Below are 24,773 nucleotides of genomic sequence, written 5' to 3'. Positions count from 1 at the left end.
TCGACGGATACGGGCTTAAAAAGCCCGTATCCTTTGAAATCCGATCTGCCCGGGAGGGAAAAATGGTTGTGAGCCCATCCACCATGGCGGCGGTGCGCGCCAGCGGCGTTGTCCCCAATGCCGCCTATCTGTTGAGCGCCGAAGGCATCCGCAAGGAATTTCCCGGCGTGCTCGCCCTCGATGACGTTTCCTTCCGCCTGAAGCGTGGAACGGTGCATGCGCTGATGGGCGAAAACGGCGCGGGCAAGTCGACGCTGATGAAGATCCTTGCCGGCATCTATATCCCCGATCAGGGCGAGGTACGCCTCAAGGGCGTCGAAATCCGGCTGAAGTCACCGCTTGACGCACTGGAAAACGGCATCGCCATGATTCATCAGGAATTGAACCTGATGCCATTCATGACGGTTTCGGAGAATATATGGATCCGCCGCGAGCCCAAGAACCGTTTTGGCCTCGTCGATCATGCGGAGATGAGCCGCAAGACCGAGGAGCTCTTCCAGCGCCTCAATATTTCCATCGATCCTGAAATCCAGGTGCGCGAGCTTTCTGTCGCAAGCCGCCAGATGGTCGAAATCGCCAAGGCGGTCTCCTATAATTCCGACGTGCTGATCATGGATGAGCCGACCTCGGCGCTCACCGAGCGCGAGGTGGCGCATCTATTCCAGATTATCCGCGACCTGCGCGCCCAGGGCATCGGCATCGTCTACATCACCCACAAGATGAACGAGCTGTTCGAGATCGCCGACGAGTTTTCGGTGTTCCGCGACGGCAAATATATCGGCACGCATGCCTCCACCGATGTGACGCGCGACGACATCATCCGCATGATGGTCGGCCGCGAGATCACGCAGATGTTCCCGAAGGAGGAAGTGCCAATCGGCGAGACCGTGCTGTCGGTCAAGGATTTGAGCCTCGACGGCGTCTTCTCTAATGTGTCCTTCGATGTGAGGGCCGGCGAGATCCTCGGCGTGGCCGGGCTTGTCGGATCGGGTCGGTCGAATGTTGCCGAGACCATCTTCGGCGTGACGCCTGCTACGTCCGGCACGATCGAGCTTTTTGGCAAGAAGGCCGAGATTTCCTCGCCGGCGGCGGCAATCCGCCACGGCATGGCCTTCCTGACCGAGGACCGCAAGGATACGGGCTGTCTTCTCATCTTGAGCGTACTCGAGAACATGCAGGTGGCCGTGCTGCACGACAAGTTCGTGCGCGGCGGCTTCGTGCAGGAGGGCGCGATCGAAGAGGCCTGCGAGGAGATGGCACGCAAGCTGCGCGTCAAGACGCCGAACCTCGACGAGCGCATCGAAAATCTATCGGGCGGCAATCAGCAGAAGGCCCTGATCGGCCGGTGGATGCTCACCAATCCCCGCATTCTGATCCTGGACGAGCCGACGCGTGGCATCGATGTCGGCGCCAAGGCCGAGATCCATCGTCTCGTTACCGAGATGGCGCGCAACGGCGTCGCCGTCATCATGATCTCGTCGGAAATGCCCGAGGTGCTTGGCATGAGCGACCGCATCATGGTCATGCATGAAGGACGGGTCACGGGATTCCTGGATCGTGCGGACGCAACTCAAGTGAAGGTGATGGAGCTGGCCGCGCAGTGACGCCGCCAATCATCGCAAGGGAGGATTGAACCATGGTTAGCAAAGTTGCAGAGGCGACCGCCCCGGCGGTCACACGGCCAAGACGTCGCCGCGTGCCGCCCGAACTCGGCATCTTCCTGGTGCTGATCGGCATCGCGCTCCTGTGCGAGATCCTCGGCTGGATCTTCGTCGGCCAGAGCTTCCTGATGAACCTGCAGCGCCTGAAGATCATGATCCTGCAGGTCTCGGTCATCGGCATCATCTCGGTCGGCGTGACGCAGGTCATCATCACAGGCGGTATCGACCTCTCGTCCGGCTCGGTCGTCGGCCTGACGGCCATGGTCGCCGCAAGCTTTGCCCAGTCATCGACATGGGCAAGGGCCGTCTATCCCGCACTGACCGACATGCCCTTCTTCGTGCCGATCGGCATCGGCCTGCTGATCGGCCTGCTTGCCGGCTACATCAACGGTCAGCTGATCACGAAAACGAAGATCCCGCCCTTCATCGCGACGCTCGGCATGATGGTTTCGGCCCGCGGCCTGTCGAAGCTTTATACCAAGGGCCAGCCGATCTCAGGCCTGACCGACCAGTTCAATTTCATCGGGTCGGGAATTTGGCCGGTCGTCGTCTTCCTCATCATCGCGGTCCTCTTCCATGTCGTGCTGCGCTACACGCGCTATGGCAAGTTCACCTATGCGATCGGCGCCAATGTGCAGGCCGCGCGCGTATCGGGCATCAATGTCGAGGCGCATCTGGTCAAGGTCTATGCGATTGCCGGGCTTCTGGCCGGCCTTGCCGGCATCATCACGGCCGCCCGCGTGCAGACGGCGCAGGCCGGCATGGGTGTGAACTACGAGCTGGACGCGATCGCGGCGGCCGTCATCGGCGGTACGTCACTGACCGGCGGCGTCGGTCGCATCGCCGGCACGGTGATCGGCACCGTTATCCTCGGTGTCATGATCTCCGGCTTCACCTTCCTCAATGTCGATGCCTATTACCAGGAAATCGCCAAGGGCTTCATCATCGTCGCGGCTGTTGCCATCGACGTCTACCGCCAGAAGAAGCGGGCCAAGCGCTGAAATGCCCGACACATCGTCAGCGTTCTAACATGCTCTCAAGGCGGGGTTTTTACCCCGCCTTTTCCATTTGACGATGCCATTCCATGCAAATGCAAATTTTTTTCATTTGGGTATGGCGAATCCTGTCAGCTTTTCTATTCTGGCCGCTTTCCATTCGCTCACTCGAGCGCTTCATCCGGGATAGACAATGCAAGCCGTATTCGATGGTCATAACGACGTTCTCCTGAGGCTCTGGCATCACGCGCGCGACGGCGCCGACCCGATCGCCGAATTCCGGGACGGGACGTCGAGCGGTCACATCGATGCTCCGCGGGCCAAGGCCGGCGGTTTGGCCGGGGGGCTGTGCGCCATCTATATTCCCTCGGGCGATCTCGTTTTCGCCGATCCTGATAGCAATGGCCATTATGCCACGCCTTTGGCGGCTCCGCTGGAGCGCGCGCCCTCTCTCGACATCGCGCTGGACATGGCCGCGATCGCGCTGAGACTCGACCGCGCCGGCGCCTGGAAGCTCTGCCGGTCCACGGCCGACATCCGCGACTGCATGGAGAAAGGCATTTTCGCTGCTGTTATGCACATGGAAGGCTGCGAGGCGATCGATGCCGATCTCGTCGCGCTCGAAACCTTCTATGCCGCCGGTCTGCGCTCGCTCGGCCCCGTCTGGAGCCGCAACAATGTCTTCGCCCATGGCGTGCCTTTCGCCTATCCGAGTTCGCCGGATACCGGACCTGGCCTCACCGAGGCTGGTTTCGCGCTGGTGCGCGCCTGCAACCAGCTCGGCATCCTCGTCGATCTCGCCCATATAACCGAAAAGGGTTTCTGGGATGTGGCGAAGACATCGGACCAGCCGCTGGTTGCAAGCCACTCCAATGCGCATGCGCTGACGCCGGTCGCGCGCAACCTCACCGACAAGCAGCTCGACGCCATCAAGGAGAGCCGCGGCATCGTCGGCCTCAACTATGCGACCGCGATGCTGCGCGACGACGCGCGCTCGGATGCCGACACGCCGATCGAGGCGATGGTTCGGCATGTCGATCATCTCGTCGGGCGTCTCGGCATCGATTGCGTCGGCCTCGGATCGGACTTCGACGGTGCGACGATTCCGGCTGAAATTGCCGATGCGGCAGGCAACCAGAAGCTGATTGAAGCCCTTCGCAACGCTGGTTATGGTGAGGCCGATCTTGTAAAGCTGTGCAGGGAGAACTGGCTTCGGGTCCTGGCGTCCGCCTGGAAGGAAGGTAGCCGGTGAAGTGCGTGCCGATATTGCGTAAAGTTTGTTAAGAGGGGAATGAAAACAATGATGATGACCAAGATGAACCGCGGTTTGCGCGCACTGTCTGCCGGCGCGGCTCTCTCGCTTCTGCTGATGGCGGCGCCGAATGCATATGCCGCCACGCCCAAGGACACGCTGGTCGAGGGTTTTGCTTTCGACGATATTCTCAGCATGGATCCGGCCGAAGCCTATGAGCTGTCGGCTGCCGAAATCACCGGCAACACCTATAGCCTGCTCGTCCGTCTCGACATTAACGATACGTCCAAGATCAAGGGTGACCTTGCAGAGAGCTGGTCGGTCTCCGACGATCACCTGACCTATACGTTCAAGCTGAAGCCCGGCCTGAAGTTTGCGTCCGGCAATCCGATCACCGCCGAAGACGTTGCATGGTCCTTCGAGCGCGTCGTCAAGCTCAACAAGAGCCCGGCCTTCATTCTTACCCAATTCGGCCTGACCAGCGACAACGTAACGGAGAAGGCTAAGGCAACCGATGCGAACACCTTCACCTTCACCGTCGACAAGCCCTATGCGCCGAGCTTCGTGTTGAACTGCCTGACGGCGACCGTCGCCGAAGTGGTCGACAAGAAACTGGTCCTGCAGCATGTGAAGCCGGCAACACCGACCGCCGACTATAAGTACGACAACGACTTCGGCAACAGCTGGCTGAAGACCGGCTTTGCCGGTTCCGGCCCGTTTAAGCTGCGTGAATGGCGCGCCAACGAGGCCGTCGTGCTGGAGCGCAACGACAACTATTATGGCGAAAAGACGAAGCTGAACCGCGTCATCTATCGCTTCATGAAGGAAAGCTCGGCACAGCGCCTGGCGCTGGAGAACGGCGATATCGATATCGCCCGCAACCTGTCGCCGACCGATCTCGAGGCCGTCGAGAAGAACCCGCAGCTTGCTTCGACCAGTGCGCCGAAGGGCACCATCTACTACATGAGCCTCAACCAGAAGAACGCCAATCTGGCCAAGCCAGAAGTGCAGCAGGCGTTCAAATATCTGGTTGATTACGATGCCATCGGCAAGACGCTGATCAAGGGCATCGGCGAGATCCACCAGACGTTCGAACCGAAGGGCATGCTCGGCTCGCTGGATGAGAATCCGTTCAAGCTCGACGTCGCCAAGGCCAAGGAATTGCTGGCCAAGGCAGGCCTGCCCAATGGCTTCTCGATCACCATGGACGTGCGCAGCATCGAGCCGGATACGGGTATCGCGACCGCCATCCAGCAGACGCTCGGCCAGGCCGGCATCAAGGTGGAAATCATCCCGGGCGACGGCAAGCAGAAGCTGACGAAATATCGTGCCCGTAATCACGATATCTACTTCGGCAACTGGGGCCCGGACTATTGGGATCCCCATTCCAACGCCGATACCTTCACCACCAACGACGACAATTCCGATACCAGCAGCAACAAGACGCTCGTGTGGCGCAACACCTGGACCGCTCCCGAACTGGAGAAGCAGGCCAAGGCGGCGCTCTTCGAGGGCGATGCTACCAAGCGCGGCGCAATGTATCAGGACATCCAGAAGAAATTCCTGGAAGCAAGCCCCTTCATCATCCTCTATCAGCAGACGGAAGTCGCCGGCTATCGCAAGGACGTGAAGGACTTCAAGCTTGGTCCGAGCTTCGACAACAACTTCGTCTGGCCGATCTCCAAGTGATGATCCGGCAGGACTAGGTCTTTGAGCACTGTCGAACGGAAAATGCAGGTGCGGCCCAAAAAGGGCCGTGCCGCTCCCTTTTTCATGGGGCTGCTGCGATTTCTCGTCGTCGCCGTCACCACCTATCTCGGCCTTCTGGCCGTCACCTTCTTCATCGGGCGCGTCATCCCGATCGATCCGGCGCTGGCGATCGCCGGCGATCACGCGCCGCAGCAGATATTGGAACGTCTGCGGCGCGAGATGCATCTCGACGAGCCGCTTTATCTGCAGTTCTATTATTATCTCGTCAGCGCTCTAAGCGGCGATTTCGGCACGTCGGTTCTGACGACGAATCCGGTCATGGATGACATCAGGCGCGTCTTCCCAGCGACAATGGAGCTCGCGACGGTCGGCACGATCATTGGCGCCATCTTCGGGGTTCCATTCGGTGTGCTCGCCGCGGTGCGCCGCAACAGCATCATAGACCAGATCGTCCGCGTGATTGGTCTCGTCGGCTATTCCGTGCCGGTCTTCTGGCTGGCCATGGTTTCGCTCGTCATCTTCTATGCGAAGCTGAATTGGGTCGCCTATCCCGGCCGCATCGACATCGCTTATGAATACACCTTCACGCCGGTCACAGGTTTCTTCCTGCTCGACAGCGCTATGCAGGGGCAATGGGACGTCTTCTGGGACGTGTTCCGCCACATCATCCTTCCCGCGTCGCTGCTCGGCTATTTCTCGCTTGCTTATATCAGCCGCATGACCCGCAGCTTCATGCTGAATGAACTAGGCCAGGAATATATCGTCGCAGCCCGCGCCAAGGGCCTTTCCGAGACGCGAGTGATCTGGGGGCATGCCCTGCGCAGTGCCGCCGTGCCGCTGATCACGGTGATCGCGCTTTCCTATGCCGGGCTGCTCGAGGGATCCGTGCTGACCGAGATCGTCTTCTCCTGGCCGGGCATCGGCTTCTACATCACCAGTTCGCTGCGCAATGCCGATATGAATGCCGTTCTCGGCGGCACCATCATCGTCGGCACGGTGTTCATCGGCATCAATCTGATTTCCGATCTTCTGTATCGGACGCTCGACCCAAGGACCCGACGTAAATGACTGTCGAGACCACCCAACCCAGCTTGAGGGACTGGCTGCTTTCCGACCGGCCGCAGTCGCGCCGGCAGGCGAGATTGGGACGTGCCTACGTCACCTGGCGGCAGTTTTCCGCCAATCGCCTGGCCGTCATCGGGCTCGCAATCATCATCGCACTCGTGCTTGTGGCGGCGCTCGCCGATGTCATCGCCCCGCATTCGCCCGTCATCGGCGACCTGACGAATGCTTACCTTAAGCCTCCCGGTACGCCGGGCTATCTTCTCGGCACCGACGATCTCGGCCGCGATATCCTCTCGCGCCTCATCTACGGTTCGCGCTGGACACTCTACATCGTCATTCTGGTCGCGATCATCTCGGCGCCGATCGGACTGATCATCGGCATGGTGTCGGGCTATCTGGGCGGCTGGGTCGATGTGATCCTGATGCGCATCACGGATATCTTCCTTGCCTTTCCGAAGCTTGTGCTGGCCCTTGCCTTCGCCGGCGCGCTCGGCGCAGGCATCGAAAATGCCGTCATCGCGATTGCCATCACCTCCTGGCCGCCCTATGCGCGGCTGGCGCGCGCCGAAACGATGACGGTGCGGCGTTCGGACTATATCGCCGCCGTGCAGCTCATGGGCGCCTCGCCGCTGCGCATCATCTTCCGCCATGTCATGCCGCTCTGCATCTCCTCGGTCATCGTCCGTGTGACGCTCGACATGGCCGGCGTGATCCTGACGGCCGCCGGTCTCGGTTTCCTGGGGCTCGGCGCGCAGCCGCCGCTGCCGGAATGGGGCGTCATGATCGCGAGCGGCTTCAAATACTATCTCGATCAATGGTGGGTGGCGGCCATGCCCGGCATCGCGATCCTCATCGTCAGCCTCGGCTTCAACCTGCTCGGCGACGGCCTGCGCGACGCGCTCGATCCGAAGGAAAGCGGACAATGACGGCACTTCTGACCGTGGAGAACCTCAAGGTTCGCTATCCGACCCGTACCGGCGTCATCGACGCCGTGCGCGGCGTCTCTTTCACGCTGGGTCGCGAGCGGCTTGGCATCGTCGGCGAGAGCGGTTCCGGCAAATCGCAGACCGGCCGCGCCATCATGGGACTGACGCCGCCGCACGGCATCGTCACAGCCGACAAGCTCGATTTCAGCGGCATCGACTTGCTATCGATCTCGGCCAAAGAGCGGCGCTCATTGCGCGGCAAGCGCATCGCCATGGTGCTCCAGGATCCGAAATATTCGCTCGATCCCGTCATGACCATCGGCAAGCAGATCACCGAGACGCTGCGCACCCATGAGAAGGTGAGCAAGGCCGAGGCTCGTGATCGCGCCCTTGCCATGCTGGAAGCGGTGCAGATTCGCGATCCCGCCCGTGTCTACGACCTGCATCCGCATGAGGTTTCGGGCGGCATGGGCCAGCGCGTCATGATTGCCATGATGCTGATCGCCGGGCCGGAGCTGCTGATTGCCGACGAGCCGACTTCGGCGCTCGACGTCACCGTTCAGCTCGATGTCCTCAAGATCATGGACAAGCTCGTCTCCGAGCGTGGCATGGGGCTGATTTTCGTCTCGCACGACCTGCGGCTGGTGTCGTCCTTCTGCGACCGCGTGATCGTTATGTATGCGGGTAAGGTAGTGGAAGAACTCAAGGCTTCCGAATTGAACAATGCCCAGCATCCCTATACGCGCGGTCTGCTGAACTGCATGCCGGTCATTGGCGAAAACAGGCATCCGCTGCCGGTGCTCGACCGCAAGCCGGAGTGGGCGGCATGACGACAGCACTCGCAGTTGATGGCCTCAGTGTGGTCTATGATGGCTATTATGCACTCGACGCCGTCGGCATCGACGTGAACAAGGGCGAATCCTTCGGTCTGGTCGGCGAGTCTGGCTCCGGCAAATCGACGCTGCTGCGCGCCGTTGCGGGCCTTGCGCCCGTCACCGACGGCACGATCCAGGTCGGCGGCGAACAGCTGAAGGGCGCCAGGCGCAGCAAGACCTTCTATCGCCAAGTACAGATGGTGTTTCAGGATCCCTACGGTTCCCTGCATCCGCGCCAGACGATCGACCGGTTGCTGCTTGAGCCTTTGTCGATTCATGGGATCGGCGACACGGAGACCCGGATCGCCAGGGCGCTGGATGAAGTCGGCCTCGGAAAGGGCTTCCGCTTCCGCTATCCGCACCAGCTCTCCGGCGGCCAGCGCCAGCGCGTCGCCATTGCGCGCGCGCTGATCGTGGAGCCGTCGATCCTGTTGCTCGACGAGCCGACTTCGGCGCTCGATGCCTCGGTGCAGGCCGAAGTGCTCAACCTGCTTGAGCAGGTTCGCAGGGATCGCCATCTGACCTTCGTTATGGTCAGTCACGATCTCGGCGTCATCACCCATATGTGCGAGCGTCTGGCCGTCATGCGTAACGGCGCGGTCGTCGAGAGGCTGACCGCGAAGGAACTGGCTGTCGGCGATGTGAAGGAAGATTACACGCGCAATCTGATGGTCGCCAGCAAGGGGTTCGTCCGCGCCTGAGCGGGCGGCTTGTGCCTCAGCGGCGCGTTAACGAACTGGACGCGTAAACACGACCAATCGTATAGACTATTGACACCTGCCGCAATTCTGTCATGATCTCGTTAATGGCAGTTAACTTTCGTGATCCCGACAAGGGTCAGACGTTAAGTGGAGGCAGGCATGTTTTTCATGGGTGGCATGACCATGGGCTATCTTCATCCGCCGGTTCCGGCGAAACGGGAAGGTGCACGGTCCGCTACTCTTTCTGACGAAAACTGCCGCCGCCAGGCCGGACCTGCCGAAGAGCAGACGGCCGATACCAGCGCCATCGAGCGCAGCTTGATTTGGGCCCGCCGCATTCTTTGCTGAATTGGCATTGCCGATCTTTCGGGTCCTCGACTTCAGATGGTTTAATTTTTCTCGGCTCGCGTTCTGGACGGAAATTCATCTCTACCTAATTGATAGGAAATGTATGAATATCCGTCCAGGGCTTGGCCTGAGAGACATATAAGAAACGAACGGAGGCAACACATGGCGAATTTGGGTATTTCGAATGCGCATGTGAATCAGTTCGATGGTTCCAAGCGCGCCGCCAAGACGCGGCAGAAGATTCAAACAGCGATTCATGTCGTCCTGTTTTCGGCTGCATTCCTGTTCGTCGCGGCCATTGTTTGTGGGCTTGTCGTCTAAGGCGACGTTTGGCCGGGTGGTGGCTTTGTTCCGCCGCTGATGTGGGGCCGATGCGGCCCATCTCTGAAAATCGGGAAGTTTGCGGGTCCGGTCAATCACGACTGGTCGTTTTTCTCCTTGTGCAGCTTCCGATCTCGTTTGATCAGCAGAGTTTCGCCGGGCAAAGGAAATTTGCTCGGCCGATGGAATGTGCCGTGCGAAAACCAGTAAACTTCATCTCAAAATATAGGCAGATTGACGGAGGGCGCTGGCTTCAAGCCAAGCCACGGGCTGCCGCGAAAACGATGCGCTCCGAAAGGAATTTTCGCTTCTTTTGAGGGGGTCAGTTTAAGTTCATCTCCTGCCGGATATTGAGGATTCAATATGCCGGGCCAGGGGCGCGGCGAGAAGGCGATGAATGCCGTGCTCGACAAGCTAGTGGATGACGAAAACCGCGTCATTCGGCAGTTCACGCCGCCCTTTGCCAAATCGGCGCGCGATCCGGGTTACATCAAGTCCTATCCGCCTGGTGTGAGCGAGAATGGCAGCCAGTATGCCCATGCGGCCACCTGGGTCGTCATGGCGCTAGCGGAGATATGAACCGTGGTAACGATGCCTGGCATTGCTTCGATATGCTCAACCCGATCAACCATGCACGCGATCGTGATCAGGCCGATACCTATCGTGTAGAGCCCTACGTGGTTGCTGCTGATATCTACGGCGAAGGACAATTGACGGGCCGTGGCGGCTGGACTTGGTATACGGGCTCCGTCGGCTGGCTATATCGCGTCGCTGTCGAAGGCATTCTCGGTATCCGCGTGAAAAACGGACGACTTTTCGTCAAACCGGCATTGCCCTCGAACTGGGATGGCTTTACGGCGATATCGAGCTGCCGAGCGGAAATTACCGTATTTCCGTCTCAAAAGCGCCCGATGCGGCGAGATACTCGGTCACGATCAATGACAGGGCGGTCGCCCATCCCGAAGAGGGCTATCCGGTCGGACAGTAGCGTTTCTGCACTGTTTCACTTCGACGATCGGGGCCAAGGGGGAACTCTTTGGCCCCGATTGCATTTGAGTGTCGGAACAGGAGAGTTTTATGAATTCGAGGGCGGATATGAGCTCGGTGCCGGCACAACGAGTGAGTTTGCCGAAGCCGGTTTCCCAGAGGGATACCCGACTGGATGTTCTCAGGGCCTTGGCTCTGATCATGATCTTCATCAACCATGTGCCGGGGCAGATCTTCGAGGATCTCACTTCGAAGAATTTCGGCTTCTCCGATGGTGCCGAAGCCTTTGTGCTGATCTCCGGAATTTCCGTCGGCCTTGCCTATGGAACGAGATTTCTTCCGGGCAATCGGCTGAACATGGCATGGAAGGCGATTAAGCGTGCCTTCACGCTTTATACCGCGCATATGATCACGACCTTCGTGACGCTGGTGCTCTTCATTTCTGGCGCGTGGATTTTCCACCAGAAGGGCCTGCTCTGCGAAGTGAATATCCTTGCCCTGCTGATGGACCCGGCGCGTGGTATTCCCGCGCTGCTGACGCTTGGGCACCAGATCGGCTACAACAACATTCTACCCATGTACGGTGCCCTGTTCCTGACGTTGCCCCTGATCATGCTGCTGGAGGCAAGAAGCCGCCTGCTTCTGCTCACAATTTCGGTTGGCGTCTGGCTGGTGTCCGGCATCTATTACATCGCGCCGCATACGACGCTGCTTGACGGCTTCTGGTTCCTCAATCCGCTATCCTGGCAGCTGCTTTTCGTCATCGGCTTCGTCGCCAGCATGCATGTCAAGCGCGGCGGGCACATCCCTGCCCATCCGGTTCTGATCGCGCTGGCCTGCGCCTATGTGCTCGTGTCCTTCATCTGGGTGACCGACAAGCTGTGGATACTCGGCGACTACCTCGCCATGCTCGGCCTGCCGACCGTCGTCACCGGCTTCGACAAGACTTTCCTGTCGCTGCCGCGGCTGCTGCATGTTCTGGCGCTCGCCTATCTGATCATCAGCATCCCCGCCATTTCGGCGTTCCTGCGCCGCTCGGCCAATCACCCGCTGACGATCCTCGGGCGGCATTCGCTGAACATCTTCGTTGCCGGCACCATCCTCGCCATGGCTGGTCAGGTCCTTCTCTACGTGACCAACAAGAGCCCCGTCGTCGGCGCCATCTATGTCGTCTTCGGCATCACCGCGCAGTTCCTCTATGCCTATCATCTCGAGCACAAGCGGCTTCAGCTTGCCGGCCAGCGCGCGGCGAAGAAGCCTGCCGCACCGACTGCAATGCCTGCGCATTTCGGAAAGCGTCACTGAAGGCTTCTGCGAGGCCCTTCACCCTCATCCCGTCTGCGGCAGAGCTATCGCATATGTGGGACGAACACCGAAAACTCCTGGAAAAGGCAGCGGTTCAACTGCTTTTAGGAACAAAGCCAATTCCGAACCCAAACAATCGACCAATCTTTTCTAACGTTTCAAGAGTGGGGTTTGCCACACCTGATTCAATCTCAGCAACTTGGCGCCTGGTAAGTGACAGGGTCTTGGCGAATTCCTCTTGGGTCATTCCGAACCCTTTTCGTATCTCCATCACAGCATTCGGCAGCCTAAGGTCCCCTTGTCGAGCACGCTCCGCCAGCTTTCGTCTGTTTTCAAGAATTTCTTCCTTCGTGGGCTTCTTCCATCGGGCCATTAACATTCCTCAGGCATCACTGGCATGTCGCCACAACGTTATCCGCGATTTCCTTACAGCGCTCCATGGCACGCTCTAAGACCTCTGGAGATGCTCCCATGCGCCTCGCCATCTCTGGTGCGTGCTGTAGATGTTGTGCAAATGTACAGATCGAAGCCGTCAGTTGTTCCTGCGCGGCAGGAGCGGGCATCAGTTCAGTGCAAATGCGTTTGCAATCTGGAAGATGGTCGCGACCACCGTCGCGCATCATGGCCCATCGGGTGGAACGGACAATCCCCTCCTTGGCGAGCCGTATAGGAGCGAAGTCAAAGAGCGGAGACAGGAGGATCGTGCCGTCCTGATGCTTGCTGAGTGCTGAATTCCGGCCGTGATTGTCGGGATTGCCGAGCGCCAGGTTAGTGATGTCGCGCTTCAGATATTCGACTATGTCCGCGAAGGGATCGGCTGAATATTGACGCAGAACTTCGATATAGGCTTCATGCGTGCCGACATGGCCGAAATCGGCGACCCCAACCGCTGACACCAGGCTTTCCTGGCCCAGTCGGATTGTTCCCCCGCCTTCCATCTTCCTCCGATCGAAACGGGGAATGATCAAGACGCCTTCGGCGTAAGTCGAGGGTTCGCTGACGTTTAGACCGATCCATTGGGCGATCCGCGAATAGAGGGCTTCGCCTTCGAGGATTAGACGGTCCACGGGTTCGTTGCTCCGTACCAGCTTGACGATGACATGGCGCACGGCCTCATCATCGGTCACGAAACTGTCAGGATAATAGAGCCCATCATTCGCCTGGGCCATCGAGACCTTCGGCCATTCGCCTTGCAGGCCGCTTGAGCCAGAGGCGAGCATTCCAAAGCTATCAGCGACTTCCATGAAACGATCTGAGCGCTCAAGACTCTCCGCTTCCGTAACGCCTTGACGCTCAACACCTCGCAATCTTTCCGTTTCGGCTTCAGCCGCTTCCTTGATGCGGATGTTGCCAATGCCACCCATAGCTGATCGCAGAAGCAGCGGGAGATCGGAAGCACGAGAGCTTTCCGCGAGCCCGAGGTGTTCGGCAAGCTTTCGCCTTGCATGTCCCTGGGGCATAAGATCCAAGAGGAAGGGCGGCCAGCTACGACTATATCGATTTTCGAGATCTATGGGATAACGGACCGACAGGGCGCGATAGTCATGAACTGTCTTTCTAGCTGCAAATTCCGCCGATGCCATTGTGACAAAGTAGTCGAGATCGTAATCGACGATGGACGCGCCCCGAAAGCCGTCGTCGTCGTCCTTTAGCTCTAGAGTCGCAGCGTACTGCCACTTACGACTAAAATGAGTTTGGAGCGTTAGGTGCATTTAATGACCCTTCCAGTGGATCAATTAACGTATCTTTCTTATTTATTTAACCCATTAAAATGGGTTGAATAAGTTTCGCCAGAATTGTCCATCACCAAAGGTGGCCGACGTTTATCGCGCGCCAGTGTTCCTATAGATAACATTCAAGGTTTGCCGTGAGCCGGGCGGAAGTCCCGGCCAAGCCTTGCGTTTCACCCAGAACACTTGATGACTGGGTTCCTCGTAGCCTGACGCCGAAGCTATCAAGATCGGGTTCTTGCGACACTGTATGTGGAAGAGATCATGGCCGCATGGCGCGCAATTGCCGAACGGAAACGCTGGATGATGAGGACGATGGCGAACCCCCGTTCGAGCGGATCGTGGCCATGGTGCTCGACGGCGCAACGGATGGCACAGCGTTCAGAGCCTATGTCCAAACAGGATCTCGTGCCGATATTGATACCCGGCGACATTATTGGGATGGACGAGCCTGCGCACAAAGCCGAAGTGTGCAGCAGGCTATTGAAGTGGCCGGCTGCCAGCTACTCTATCTCCCGCCCTATAGCGCCGACTTCAGCCGCATCGATAAGCCCTTTTCCGAGCTCAAAGTGCTCCTCTGAGCCAGAGCAAAGCGCACCGTCGAAGCCCTGTGGGACACAGTCGGCGAGATCGTTGCGCTTTTCAAATCCCCAAGAAAGCGCTGATCACTTCACGGCATGCGGATATGCACCCGAGTAAAATGGACGTGCTCTAGGCAGCAAAAAAGCCGGGAACGCGTCGCTCTCCCGGCTTTGATCTTGTGCGCCTTGCGAAGATCAGGCGGCTTCGCTTTCCGTTGTGTGTGCCTTGCGGACTTCCTCGTCCGTCAGGATACCGCTGGCGCGCAGCAAGGCGGCGAAGCGGCCGTTGCTCTGGCTAAGCTCGTTGAAGCTGCCATTCTCGATGATGCGGCCGTTGTCCAGGAAGAGGACCATGTCCGCCTCGCGGACCGTCGACAGGCGGTGCGCAATGATGAAGGTCGTGCGGTTCTGGCGTAGGTTGTCGATCGCCGTCTTGACGCGGTTTTCGGTTTCGACGTCAAGAGCGCTTGTGGCTTCGTCGAGCACGAGGATCGGCGCATCCTTGAGGATGGCGCGGGCGATCGCAATACGCTGGCGTTCACCGCCCGAGAGCTTGTTGCCACGCTCGCCGACGCGGGTATCGTAGCCACCTTCGCGGGTTTCGATGAAGTCATTGGCGGCGGCGGCTTGGGCTGCGCGGATCATTTCTTCCTGCGTCGCACCTTCACGGCCGAGGCGGATGTTGTCGCTGATCGAGCGGTTCAGCAGGCCGGCATCCTGGAAGACGGTGGCTATGAAACGACGCAGCGACTTGCGGGTCACCTTGGTGATGTCGTGACCGTCGACAAGGATCTGGCCCTTCTGCGGATCGAAGACGCGCTGCAGCAGATTGACGAGCGTCGTCTTGCCGGCGCCGGTCGGGCCGACGATAGCGACAGTCTGGCCAGCCTTCACCTTGAAGGAGATGTCGTGCAGGCCCTGCGACGAGTTGGCGAAGCCGAAGGATACATCGCGGAACTCCACTTCACCCTTGACGTCCTTGATTTCAGCAAGGCCGGCCGGCTCTTCACGGTCACGAACCGAATCTTCCAGCGTGTAGAAGTCTTCGAGCTTGGCGCGCGCTTCGAAAATCTGGTTTGCGAAGTTGCGCAGCTGCTCCAGGCGGCCGATCAGCACGTTGGCGAAGGCAATGAATGTGATGAGAGCGCCGAGGCTCAGGCTGCCGTCCTGAACGAGAACGGTGCCGATCATCAGGATTGCCATCATAGCAACGGTCGAAGCCGTGCGGTTCAGTGCGCCGGCAAGCGCCCACCAGTCGAGGACCGGATACTGGGCCTCCAGCAGGCGTTCGGTGAACGACTTCAGCGCCTTGGTTTCAGCTTCGATGCGGTTGTAGCTGTGCAGCACCGAAACGTTGCTGATCGAGTCGCTCACATGCGAGAAGACGGTGTTGTAGTGGCTCTCGACCGAGGTCTGGCCATCCTTCGTGCGGCTCATGACCAGACGGCCGATGAACCAGTAGAAGACGCCCAGCAGGATGAGAACCGCGGACAGGCGCAGGTCCATCGAAATCGCGGTCGGGATCATGATGACGAGCGCGACAGCGGTCGACAGATGATTGCGCATGAATTCCAGCCACAGGCCGAACAGTGCTTCGCAGGCGCGAAGCAGCGTGTTCAGCGCGCTCGCGGTGCCGCGCTGGCTATGCCAGGAGAGCGGCATCGAGATGATGCGGCCGAATGCTTCTGTCAGGAGCGAGGCGCGGCGGCCATGCGCAAGGCGGTCGGCCTCGCGGGACACCACGATGAAGGCGACAGCACTGAAGACGGCGAAGCCCGCCCACAGCATCATAGTCGGCGTGACGGCTTCTTTCTTGGCAATGGCGTCGAAGATGCGGCCGAACAGAACCGGTTCATAGATGGTGGTCATCGCAAGCGCAATGTTTGCGATCACGACCATCCAAACGCGGTAGCGATACGCGCCAAGATACTTCAGGGCTCTTGCATAGACTTTGAACAGTGACACGTCAGGCACCCTCTTTGCATCAGCAAAACTCGGAATGCTGCGACACTACAGATCGGTACCTGAACCGGCGATTAACGGAATCTGAAGCTGTTTTTTCAAGGGAATTTCCCGCGTGGCGCGTGCTGTCGAAGCGAGGTGCTATCGGCCGCCGCAGAAATGTGACAATTTGGGGTCGACCCCGCCGCGACATCGTCCGTTACTATTAAGTCACGCCGAAGGCGGCCATTCAGGGTTGAATGGTAAAAAAATCGCCAAAGGCGTTCAATTTCGCGCCGGCCTGAGTATGTTGCCGGCGATTAAGCGCGCTATGGGGCCAGGCGAGCAGGGTGGCAATGCTCGTCCGCCAATAATTCAGGCTGCGAGGCCGAGGGGTAAATGTGAATATCCATTCGCTAATACAATTGCTTGTGGTTATCGAAGAATGCGAGCGTACAAAGGATGTCGTGGCCGAGCTTGAGCTTGTGCTCCATTCCTACAAATTCGATTTCTACGGTCTGCTGCGGCAGACGAGGCCGAATGTCGATATCGCCAACTTCATGCTGGCAGGCCGCTGGCCCGATCAATGGCCGCTGACCTATGTCCGCAAGAGATACATGCTCGTCGATCCGGTGGCGCGCTATGCCACCCGGGCGCAACGCCCCTTCCGCTGGAGCGATGCCGTGGCTGCGCACAAATCGGATCCGCTCCGACGCCGGATGGAACAGATGATGGCTGATGCCCGTGCCAACGGGCTCATCGACGGCTATATTTTTCCGATTCACGGACGAAGCGGTCTGCTCGGCAGCATGACGATCGGCGGTGAGGCGGTCGATCTTTCGCCGACGGAGCTTTCGCTTTTCGATGCCGTGGCCAGAAAGGCCTTCTGGCGGCTGCTGGAGCTGCGTGACGAAGCGCAATTGCTCGAGGAGCAGGGGAACGCCGATCTCAAACTGACCAAACGCGAGATGGAGGTGCTCAACCATCTGGCCGACGGCATGACGTCGATCGAGATCAGCCGGCTGCTGACGATCTCCAATCATACCGTCGACTGGTACATGAACAGCATCCAGGACAAGCTGAAGGCCAGAAATCGGCAGCACATCGTTGCCATCGCTTTTAGAAACGGACTTATTCCGTAACGGCAACTATTTTGATGTCGGATGTCGCAGGAGAAATTGAACTTCCTGTGACAAGAAGTTAAGAATTCTCTTCGCGGGTGCAGCATTGCCCGTTTCGATGCCGTGAGGAGACAGCATTGCCCATATCCAAGATCCTGGTTGCCAACCGTTCCGAAATCGCCATCCGCGTATTCCGCGCCGCCAACGAGCTTGGCATAAAAACGGTGGCCATCTGGGCCGAGGAAGACAAACTCGCGCTGCATCGCTTCAAGGCCGACGAGAGCTATCAGGTCGGCCGCGGTCCGCATCTTGCCCGCGATCTCGGGCCGATCGAGAGCTATCTGTCGATCGACGAGATCATCCGCGTCGCCAAGCTTTCCGGCGCCGATGCCATCCATCCAGGTTACGGCCTGCTGTCGGAAAGCCCGGAATTCGTCGATGCTTGTGATGCCGCCGGCATCATCTTCATCGGCCCGCGCGCCGATACGATGCGCCAGCTCGGCAACAAGGTGGCCGCCCGCAATCTTGCGATCTCGGTCGGCGTGCCTGTCGTGCCGGCAACCGATCCCCTGCCTGACGATATGAAGGAAGTCGCCAAGATGGCGGCCGAGATCGGCTATCCGGTCATGCTCAAGGCCTCTTGGGGTGGCGGCGGCCGCGGCATGCGTGTCATCCGCTCCGAGGCCGATCTTGCCAAGGAAGTGACGGAAGCCAAGCGCGAGGCGAAGGCCGCCTTCGGCAAGGACGAGGTCTATCTCGAAAAGCTCGTCGAGCGCGCCCGCCATGTCGAAAGCCAGATCCTCGGCGACACGCACGGCAATGTCGTGCATCTGTTCGAACGTGACTGTTCGGTGCAACGCCGCAACCAGAAGGTCGTCGAGCGCGCGCCGGCCCCCTATCTCACCGATGCGCAGCGCCAGGAGCTGGCCGCCTATTCGCTGAAGATCGCCAAGGCGACGAATTATGTCGGCGCCGGTACCGTCGAATATCTGATGGATGCCGACACGGGCAAATTCTACTTCATCGAAGTCAATCCGCGCATTCAGGTCGAGCATACGGTGACCGAAGTCGTCACCGGCATCGATATCGTCAAGGCGCAGATTCATATTCTCGACGGCTTTGCCATCGGCACCCCGGAATCGGGCGTTCCGAAGCAGGAAGACATTCGACTCAACGGCCATGCGCTGCAGTGCCGCGTGACGACGGAAGATCCGGAGCACAATTTCATTCCGGATTATGGCCGCATCACCGCCTATCGTTCTGCGTCCGGCTTCGGCATCCGTCTCGACGGCGGCACCTCCTATACCGGCGCGATCATCACCCGTTATTATGACCCGCTGCTAGTGAAGGTGACGGCCTGGGCGCCGAACCCGCAAGAGGCGATCGCCCGCATGTACCGTGCGCTGCGCGAATTCCGCATCCGCGGTGTCGCGACGAACCTGACATTCCTCGAAGCGATCATCACGCACGAGAAATTCCGTGACAACAGCTACACGACGCGCTTCATCGATTCGACGCCGGAACTGTTCCAGCAGGTCAAGCGCCAGGACCGCGCCACGAAGCTTCTGACCTATCTCGCCGACGTTACGGTCAACGGCCATCCCGAGACGCGCGGCCGTCCTGCGCCTTCGCCGAAGGTTGCCGAACCGGTGCTACCCTATATCGACAGCGCTGTTCCGGACGGCACCAAGCAGCTCCTCGACAAGTTCGGCCCGCAGAAATTCGCCGAGTGGATGCGCAACGAGAAGCGCGTGCTGATGACAGACACGACGATGCGCGACGGCCATCAATCGCTGCTTGCGACCCGCATGCGCACCTATGACATCGCCAGCATCGCCGGCACCTATGCGCGCGCCCTGCCGCAGCTTCTGTCATTGGAATGCTGGGGCGGCGCCACCTTCGACGTCTCTATGCGTTTCCTGACGGAAGATCCATGGGAACGTCTGGCGCTGATCCGCGAGGGCGCGCCGAACCTGCTGCTGCAAATGCTGCTGCGCGGCGCCAACGGCGTCGGCTATACCAATTATCCAGACAATGTCGTGAAATATTTCGTCCGCCAGGCGGCCAAGGGCGGCGTCGATCTCTTCCGCGTCTTCGACTGCTTGAACTGGGTCGAGAACATGCGCGTGTCGATGGATGCGGTTGCAGAGGAGAACAAGCTCTGCGAAGCGGCGATCTGCTACACGGGCGACATTCTCAATTCGGCGCGGCCGAAGTACGACCTGAAATATTATACCGATCTCGCTGTCGAGCTGGAAAAGGCCGGTGCCCATATCATCGCGCTGAAGGATATGGCGGGCTTGCTGAAGCCGGCCGCGGCCAAGGTGTTGTTCAAGGCGCTGCGCGAGGCGACCGGTCTGCCGATCCACTTCCATACGCACGATACCTCGGGCATTGCCGCCGCGACCGTGTTGGCTGCGGTCGACGCCGGCGTCGATGCCGTGGATGCGGCAATGGATGCGCTGTCGGGCAATACCTCGCAGCCCTGCCTCGGCTCGATCGTCGAAGCCCTCAAGGGCTCCGAGCGTGATCCGGGTCTCGACCCCGAATGGATCCGCCGCATCTCCTTCTACTGGGAAGCCGTGCGCCATCAGTACGCCGCCTTCGAAAGTGATCTCAAGGGACCGGCCTCGGAAGTCTATCTGCACGAAATGCCCGGCGGCCAGTTCACCAACCTCAAGGAACAGGCGCGCTCGCTCGGGCTTGAGACCCGCTGGCACCAGGTGGCGCAGGCTTATGCCGATGCGAACCAGATGTTCGGCGATATTGTCAAGGTAACGCCGTCGTCCAAGGTTGTCGGCGACATGGCGCTGATGATGGTCAGCCAGGACCTGACGGTCGCCGATGTCGAAAACCCGGCCAAGGATATCGCCTTCCCGGATTCGGTCGTCTCGATGCTGAAGGGCGATCTCGGCCAACCGCCGTCCGGGTGGCCGCAAGCACTGCAGAAGAAGGCGCTGAAGGGCGACAAACCCTATACGGTGCGTCCCGGTTCGCTGCTTGCCGAGGCCGATCTCGATGCGGAGCGTAAGGTCATCGAGACCAAGCTGGAGCGCAAGGTCGACGATTTCGAATTCGCCTCCTACCTGATGTATCCGAAGGTCTTCACCGATTACGCGCTGGCCGCCGACACCTACGGCCCGGTCTCGGTGCTGCCGACGCCGGCATACTTCTATGGTCTCAAGGAAGGTGATGAGCTCTTTGCCGAGATCGAGAAAGGCAAGACGCTCGTCATCGTCAACCAGGCGATGACAGCGACCGACGAGAAGGGCATGGTGACGGTATTCTTCGAGCTCAATGGCCAGCCGCGCCGTATCAAGGTGCCGGATCGCGCCCATGGGGCTTCCGGCAGTGCCGTGCGCCGCAAGGCCGAGACCGGCAATGCCGCCCATGTCGGCGCGCCGATGCCGGGCGTCATCTCCACGGTCTTCGTCTCGCCCGGCCAGGCGATCAAGGCCGGCGACGTGCTTGTTTCCATCGAGGCCATGAAGATGGAGACGGCGCTGCACGCCGAAAAGGATGGCACGATCTCCGAGGTGCTGGTGCGCGCCGGCGACCAGATCGACGCCAAGGATCTGCTCGTCGTCTACGGCGGATAATCCAAGCTTCGCTGAGATATGAAGGCGGCCGAATCTGGCCGCCTATTGCAGACGGGAGCTTTGGTCGCGGGTATCCGAGATCGGCTCTCCATGTGCGAACGCGACGAAGGAATTCCATAGCTTTCATGTCGGATCATGGTAGCCAGGCCGAGGAGGCAGAGGCATGACGAGAGCGTTTTCCTTGCGGGCGGCCACCGTTGCCGATGTCGACGGCATCCGGGCGCTCACGCGCGAGGCCTATAGCAAATGGGTGCCGCTTATCGGCCGTGAGCCCCTGCCGATGACAGCAGATTATGCAGAGGCCGTGCGCAAGCATCGTATCGATCTTTTGGAGGCCAATGGTGAGCTTTTGGCGTTGATCGAGATGGTGCCGAGAGAGGATCACCTGTTGATCGAGAACGTCGCCGTCTCGCCGCGACATCAGGGAAAGGGCATCGGCCGGAAACTGCTAGTTCATGCCGAGCAGGTTGCGGCCGAGCTCGGCGTGAGTGACATGCGGCTTTACACCAACAAGCGTTTTGTCGAGAATGTGCAGCTCTACCTCAGATATGGTTATGCGATCGACCGCGAGGAGCCGCTGAAAGATGGTTTCCTTGTCCATATGAGCAAGCGCATCTGATAGGCGCCAGCTACCTCCGTTTTTCGATCAACGCAGCCCAGACTGCCGCCACTAGCGCGAGTACAGCGGATGCCAGCATCAAGGCGAAGAGCACATGGATCGTTGGCGATCGCGCAATGAACAGCCCGCCGATCGAGCCGATCAGCGCGCCGCCAGCAATTCGCATGGCAGCGGCGAGGCCTGCTGCCGTTCCCACAATATCCGATCTGACCGACATGGCACCGCTATTGGCGGCCGGCATCGTGAGGCCGTTGCCGATGCCGATGAAGATGCAGGGGCCGAAGAGCGCCAGAACCTCAACCATGCCCGATAGCGACAAGGCGAGCCCAATTGACAGACCAACGCAGGTCAGCAGCCGCGCAATGACGAGGATTGTGCCGAGCGGGATTCTTGCGCCATGGCGGCCAGCCAGATAGCTGCCGAGAATGAAGCCGGCGGGAACGAGGCCCATGTAGAAGCCAAGCTTGGCGCTCGAACCGCCGAGCGCATCGCCTATCGTCAGCGGCGCTCCGCCGAGAAAGATGTAGAGCACGCCCATCGAGCACGCCATGCAGAGCGTATAGGCCCAGAAGCGCGCCGAATGCAAAAGCAGGGCATAGGAGGCAAGATAGTTTCCGCGCGCGGCTGACGCCGGCGCTTTCGATCCTTTCAGTTCGCGCAAGGACAGAAGAAAGGCGGCAATGCCGAAGATCGCAAGGACGATGAAGCTTGCCCGCCAGCCGAAAAGCTCGTCCAGCGAACCGCCGAACAGAGGGCCGACCATGGGCGCCAATGCCCATCCCATGGCAAGATAGCCGAACTTGCTGGCAGCCTGACGCTCGTCAGATGTTTCCTTGATGATGACGAGGGCGACGGAATAACACGGTCCGATGCAGGCCTGCATCATGCGGCACAGCAGGAAGATGCCGATATTCGGCGCGAGAACGCAGCCAATCGAAGCGACGATGAAGATCGAGAGCGCCGTCAGGACGACTGGCCGGCGGCCGAACCGGTCCGATATCGCGCCACCGATTGCCTCAAGGGAAGCGGTGACAATGGAGAAGCCGGCAACCGATAGGTTGACGAGGGCGAAATCGGCCTGGAATGCCGCTGCGATCTTCGGCAGCGACGGCAGGATCATGTTAACAGGCAGCACGGCAAGCGCCGAGAGCAGGATGAGGGTTATCAGCCGCGGCTGTGCGGCGGCTCTTCTGGTGGTCGTGTCGTCGGTTGCTTGCTTGGCTGAATGGTCGATGCGGCTTTCGGTGCGCGTCATGGCTTTGTCCGTCGTTGAGTGGGGAGTCGAGGAAGATCTGACGGGTGCAGCCCGGATTTCAGGCAATAAAAAAGGCCCCGTCAGGAGCCTGTTTACCGCGCATGGGTGCTTTCGCCGGATGGTTACACCATCCTGCCCACGCGCCTTCCTACCACTACGAGAACGAATGCCGTGTTCATGGCATTAGAGCTAACCGCAAAGCGGCCCAGCGTCAATGCGCGGCTTTGTCCAATAGCGACGAGCCCCGTTTTAACCTCGGCCGGCGGCCCAGATGCGGCTCAAATATCGTAGCTGAGCCCCGAATTCAGTGTCGAGATGAATTGCTTCGTCCGCTCCTGTGCCGGATTGGAGAAGATGTTGCGAGAAGAGCCTGTCTCGACGATGTTGCCTGCTTCCAGGAACACGACGTTGTTGGCGATCTTCGAGGCGAGGCGCAGGTCGTGCGTCGCCATGACCATGGTCGTGCCTTCGTTGGCGAGCTTGCCCAGCACGTCGACCACTTCGGCCGCCAGTTCCGGATCGAGCGCCGAGGTCGGTTCGTCGCAGAGCAGCACGCGCGGCGAGGGGGCGAGCGCCCGGGCGATGGCGACACGCTGCTGCTGGCCGCCCGAGAGCGTCGAGGGCCAGGCATCGATCTTGTGTGCCATGCCGACCTTGGTCAGAAGCTCGACGGCGCGGGCGCGGGCCTTGTCCTGAGGCCAGCGCAGCACGGTCGTCAGGCCCTCCATGACGTTCTGGATTGCGGTCTGATGCGGAAAGAGCTGGAAATTCTGGAAGACCATGCCCGTCTGGCGGCGGATCTTCTGGATATCCTGCCAGGACGGCTTCTTGCCCGGCTGAAAGGTAGCCGTCTCCTCGCCGATGCGGATCGTTCCGGCGGTCGGGATTTCCAAAAGGTTGATGCAGCGAAGCAGTGTGCTCTTGCCGCCGCCCGAAGGTCCCACAAGCGCCGTCACCGTTCCCTCGGGAATCAACAGGCTGATATCCTTGAGGATGACAATGTCGCCGAAGCGCTTTTCGATATGCGAAAGCTCGATCATGCCTGTGCCTCCAGCGTGCCGCCAGAGCGGGCGAAGCGGCGTTCGAGGTAGCCCTGCAGCGTCGAAAGAAAGGTGCTGAGCACGAGATAGATGATGGCGGCCTCGATATAGAGGATCAGCGGCTCATAGGTCGTTGCGACGATGCGCTGCGCGGCCTGAAACAGCTCCGGCACGGTGATGGCTGCGGCAAGCGATGTATCCTTGACCAGCGAAATGAAGGTGTTCGACAGCGGCGGCACGGCGACGCGGGCTGCCTGGGGGAGGATGGTGCGGCTCATGGCTTGGCGCCAGTTCATGCCGATCGAATAGGCGGCTTCCCACTGGCCCTTTGGCACAGAGGAAATGACGGCGCGGATGATTTCGGATGTATAGGCGCCGACGCTCAGCGTAAAGCCGATGATGGCTGCCGGAAAAGCGTCGAGCAGGATGCCGAGGCTCGGCAGGCCGTAGAAAATGACGAAGAGCTGCACCAGAAGCGGCGTGCCGCGGATCACCCAGACATAGAAGCGGGCGATAGCCACGAACGGCGCCGGGGCAAACAGCCTGACGACGGCGGTGAGCAAGCCGAGCAGAAGGCCAAGCACGAAGGTGATCAAGGTGAGCGGGATGGTGAAGACGAGCCCCGCCCAAAGCAGCGTGCCCAGTGACTCCCACATCAGTTGCAGCCAATGCTCCAAGGAGAAGCCTTTCGATAACAGAATGCGTCCGGAGGTGACCCCGGACGCATCTTTTTCACAGTTT

General features: G+C 59.8%; 21 protein-coding genes and 1 pseudogene. 16 read left to right on the top strand and 6 right to left on the bottom strand.

What is annotated here, in order from left to right:
• The first annotated feature begins 62 nt into the window (after window positions 1-62).
• From AC13QY_RS20580 to AC13QY_RS20525, 12 genes and pseudogenes are all read left to right on the top strand, one after another.
• A complete protein-coding gene (locus AC13QY_RS20580; RefSeq protein WP_113352746.1) occupies window positions 63-1,604 on the top strand; it encodes a sugar ABC transporter ATP-binding protein in 1,542 nt (513 codons plus the stop codon).
• A 32-nt stretch (window positions 1,605-1,636) separates the two neighbouring features.
• A complete protein-coding gene (locus AC13QY_RS20575) occupies window positions 1,637-2,662 on the top strand; it encodes an ABC transporter permease (protein WP_095433172.1) in 1,026 nt (341 codons plus the stop codon).
• Between the two features lie 187 nt (window positions 2,663-2,849).
• Complete coding sequence (locus tag AC13QY_RS20570) at window positions 2,850-3,908, top strand: dipeptidase (protein WP_069611507.1); 1,059 nt, start codon at window positions 2,850-2,852, stop codon at window positions 3,906-3,908.
• A 48-nt stretch (window positions 3,909-3,956) separates the two neighbouring features.
• Window positions 3,957-5,597 carry an ABC transporter substrate-binding protein gene (locus AC13QY_RS20565; protein ID WP_488493901.1) on the top strand — a complete coding sequence of 547 codons (1,641 nt, stop codon included), beginning with the start codon at window positions 3,957-3,959 and terminating at the stop codon, window positions 5,595-5,597.
• 21 nt (window positions 5,598-5,618) lie between these two features.
• On the top strand, window positions 5,619-6,686 hold the full coding sequence (locus AC13QY_RS20560; RefSeq protein ID WP_113367175.1) for an ABC transporter permease: 1,068 nt from the start codon (window positions 5,619-5,621) through the stop codon (window positions 6,684-6,686).
• Window positions 6,683-7,609, top strand: a complete 927-nt coding sequence (locus AC13QY_RS20555; protein ID WP_069611510.1) for an ABC transporter permease — start codon at window positions 6,683-6,685, stop codon at window positions 7,607-7,609. The genes AC13QY_RS20560 and AC13QY_RS20555 overlap by 4 nt, the downstream gene beginning before the upstream one ends.
• Complete coding sequence (locus tag AC13QY_RS20550; RefSeq protein WP_069611511.1) at window positions 7,606-8,439, top strand: ABC transporter ATP-binding protein; 834 nt, start codon at window positions 7,606-7,608, stop codon at window positions 8,437-8,439. Before AC13QY_RS20555 ends, AC13QY_RS20550 begins: the two co-directional genes overlap by 4 nt.
• The gene (locus tag AC13QY_RS20545; protein ID WP_112724136.1) at window positions 8,436-9,185 is read left to right on the top strand and encodes an ABC transporter ATP-binding protein; all 750 of its coding nucleotides are present in this window, start codon (window positions 8,436-8,438) and stop codon (window positions 9,183-9,185) included. The genes AC13QY_RS20550 and AC13QY_RS20545 overlap by 4 nt, the downstream gene beginning before the upstream one ends.
• Window positions 9,186-9,344: 159 nt before the next feature.
• Complete coding sequence (locus tag AC13QY_RS20540; protein WP_112724137.1) at window positions 9,345-9,533, top strand: hypothetical protein; 189 nt, start codon at window positions 9,345-9,347, stop codon at window positions 9,531-9,533.
• Window positions 9,534-9,695: 162 nt separating this feature from the next.
• Window positions 9,696-9,854, top strand: coding sequence for a hypothetical protein (locus tag AC13QY_RS20535; RefSeq protein ID WP_173002559.1), 159 nt, complete (start codon window positions 9,696-9,698; stop codon window positions 9,852-9,854).
• 363 nt (window positions 9,855-10,217) lie between these two features.
• A pseudogene (locus tag AC13QY_RS20530) lies at window positions 10,218-10,842 on the top strand (GH36-type glycosyl hydrolase domain-containing protein); the annotation flags it as partial.
• Between the two features lie 107 nt (window positions 10,843-10,949).
• The gene (locus tag AC13QY_RS20525) at window positions 10,950-12,146 is read left to right on the top strand and encodes an OpgC family protein (protein WP_488493910.1); all 1,197 of its coding nucleotides are present in this window, start codon (window positions 10,950-10,952) and stop codon (window positions 12,144-12,146) included.
• Window positions 12,147-12,240: 94 nt separating this feature from the next.
• Here the strand turns inward: AC13QY_RS20525 and AC13QY_RS20520 are convergent, their stop codons facing one another.
• Complete coding sequence (locus tag AC13QY_RS20520) at window positions 12,241-12,519, bottom strand: helix-turn-helix transcriptional regulator (RefSeq protein WP_488493900.1); 279 nt, start codon at window positions 12,517-12,519, stop codon at window positions 12,241-12,243.
• Window positions 12,520-12,535: 16 nt separating this feature from the next.
• Window positions 12,536-13,858 (bottom strand): type II toxin-antitoxin system HipA family toxin, encoded by a 1,323-nt coding sequence (locus AC13QY_RS20515; protein ID WP_488493899.1) that lies wholly within the window; start codon window positions 13,856-13,858, stop codon window positions 12,536-12,538.
• Window positions 13,859-14,148: 290 nt separating this feature from the next.
• Between AC13QY_RS20515 and AC13QY_RS20510 the strand changes: the two genes are divergently transcribed.
• Window positions 14,149-14,457, top strand: coding sequence for a transposase (locus AC13QY_RS20510; RefSeq protein WP_488493898.1), 309 nt, complete (start codon window positions 14,149-14,151; stop codon window positions 14,455-14,457).
• A 195-nt stretch (window positions 14,458-14,652) separates the two neighbouring features.
• Here the strand turns inward: AC13QY_RS20510 and AC13QY_RS20505 are convergent, their stop codons facing one another.
• Window positions 14,653-16,422 carry a glucan ABC transporter ATP-binding protein/ permease gene (locus AC13QY_RS20505; protein WP_488493897.1) on the bottom strand — a complete coding sequence of 590 codons (1,770 nt, stop codon included), beginning with the start codon at window positions 16,420-16,422 and terminating at the stop codon, window positions 14,653-14,655.
• A 377-nt stretch (window positions 16,423-16,799) separates the two neighbouring features.
• On the opposite strand from AC13QY_RS20505, the gene AC13QY_RS20500 reads away from it, so the two are divergent.
• From AC13QY_RS20500 to AC13QY_RS20490, 3 genes are all read left to right on the top strand, one after another.
• Window positions 16,800-17,540, top strand: a complete 741-nt coding sequence (locus tag AC13QY_RS20500) for a helix-turn-helix transcriptional regulator (RefSeq protein ID WP_113407962.1) — start codon at window positions 16,800-16,802, stop codon at window positions 17,538-17,540.
• 116 nt (window positions 17,541-17,656) lie between these two features.
• Window positions 17,657-21,118 carry a pyruvate carboxylase gene (gene pyc / locus AC13QY_RS20495; protein WP_488493896.1) on the top strand — a complete coding sequence of 1,154 codons (3,462 nt, stop codon included), beginning with the start codon at window positions 17,657-17,659 and terminating at the stop codon, window positions 21,116-21,118.
• A 163-nt stretch (window positions 21,119-21,281) separates the two neighbouring features.
• The gene (locus AC13QY_RS20490; RefSeq protein WP_113407960.1) at window positions 21,282-21,737 is read left to right on the top strand and encodes a GNAT family N-acetyltransferase; all 456 of its coding nucleotides are present in this window, start codon (window positions 21,282-21,284) and stop codon (window positions 21,735-21,737) included.
• A gap of 10 nt (window positions 21,738-21,747) precedes the next feature.
• Here the strand turns inward: AC13QY_RS20490 and AC13QY_RS20485 are convergent, their stop codons facing one another.
• The 3 genes from AC13QY_RS20485 to AC13QY_RS20475 form a co-directional block, all read right to left on the bottom strand.
• On the bottom strand, window positions 21,748-22,992 hold the full coding sequence (locus tag AC13QY_RS20485) for an MFS transporter (RefSeq protein WP_488493895.1): 1,245 nt from the start codon (window positions 22,990-22,992) through the stop codon (window positions 21,748-21,750).
• Window positions 22,993-23,270: 278 nt separating this feature from the next.
• On the bottom strand, window positions 23,271-24,032 hold the full coding sequence (locus AC13QY_RS20480; protein WP_113389773.1) for an amino acid ABC transporter ATP-binding protein: 762 nt from the start codon (window positions 24,030-24,032) through the stop codon (window positions 23,271-23,273).
• Entirely contained in the window at window positions 24,029-24,709 is a 681-nt protein-coding gene (locus tag AC13QY_RS20475; RefSeq protein WP_015341657.1) for an amino acid ABC transporter permease, read from the bottom strand. The genes AC13QY_RS20480 and AC13QY_RS20475 overlap by 4 nt, the downstream gene beginning before the upstream one ends.
• Window positions 24,710-24,773 lie beyond the last annotated feature (64 nt).

This window comes from Martinezella sp. CNPSo 3795 (genome assembly GCF_057784475.1).
The sequence above is the reverse complement of the archived record's forward strand: the minus strand, read 5'-3'. Positions and strand labels throughout refer to the sequence as shown.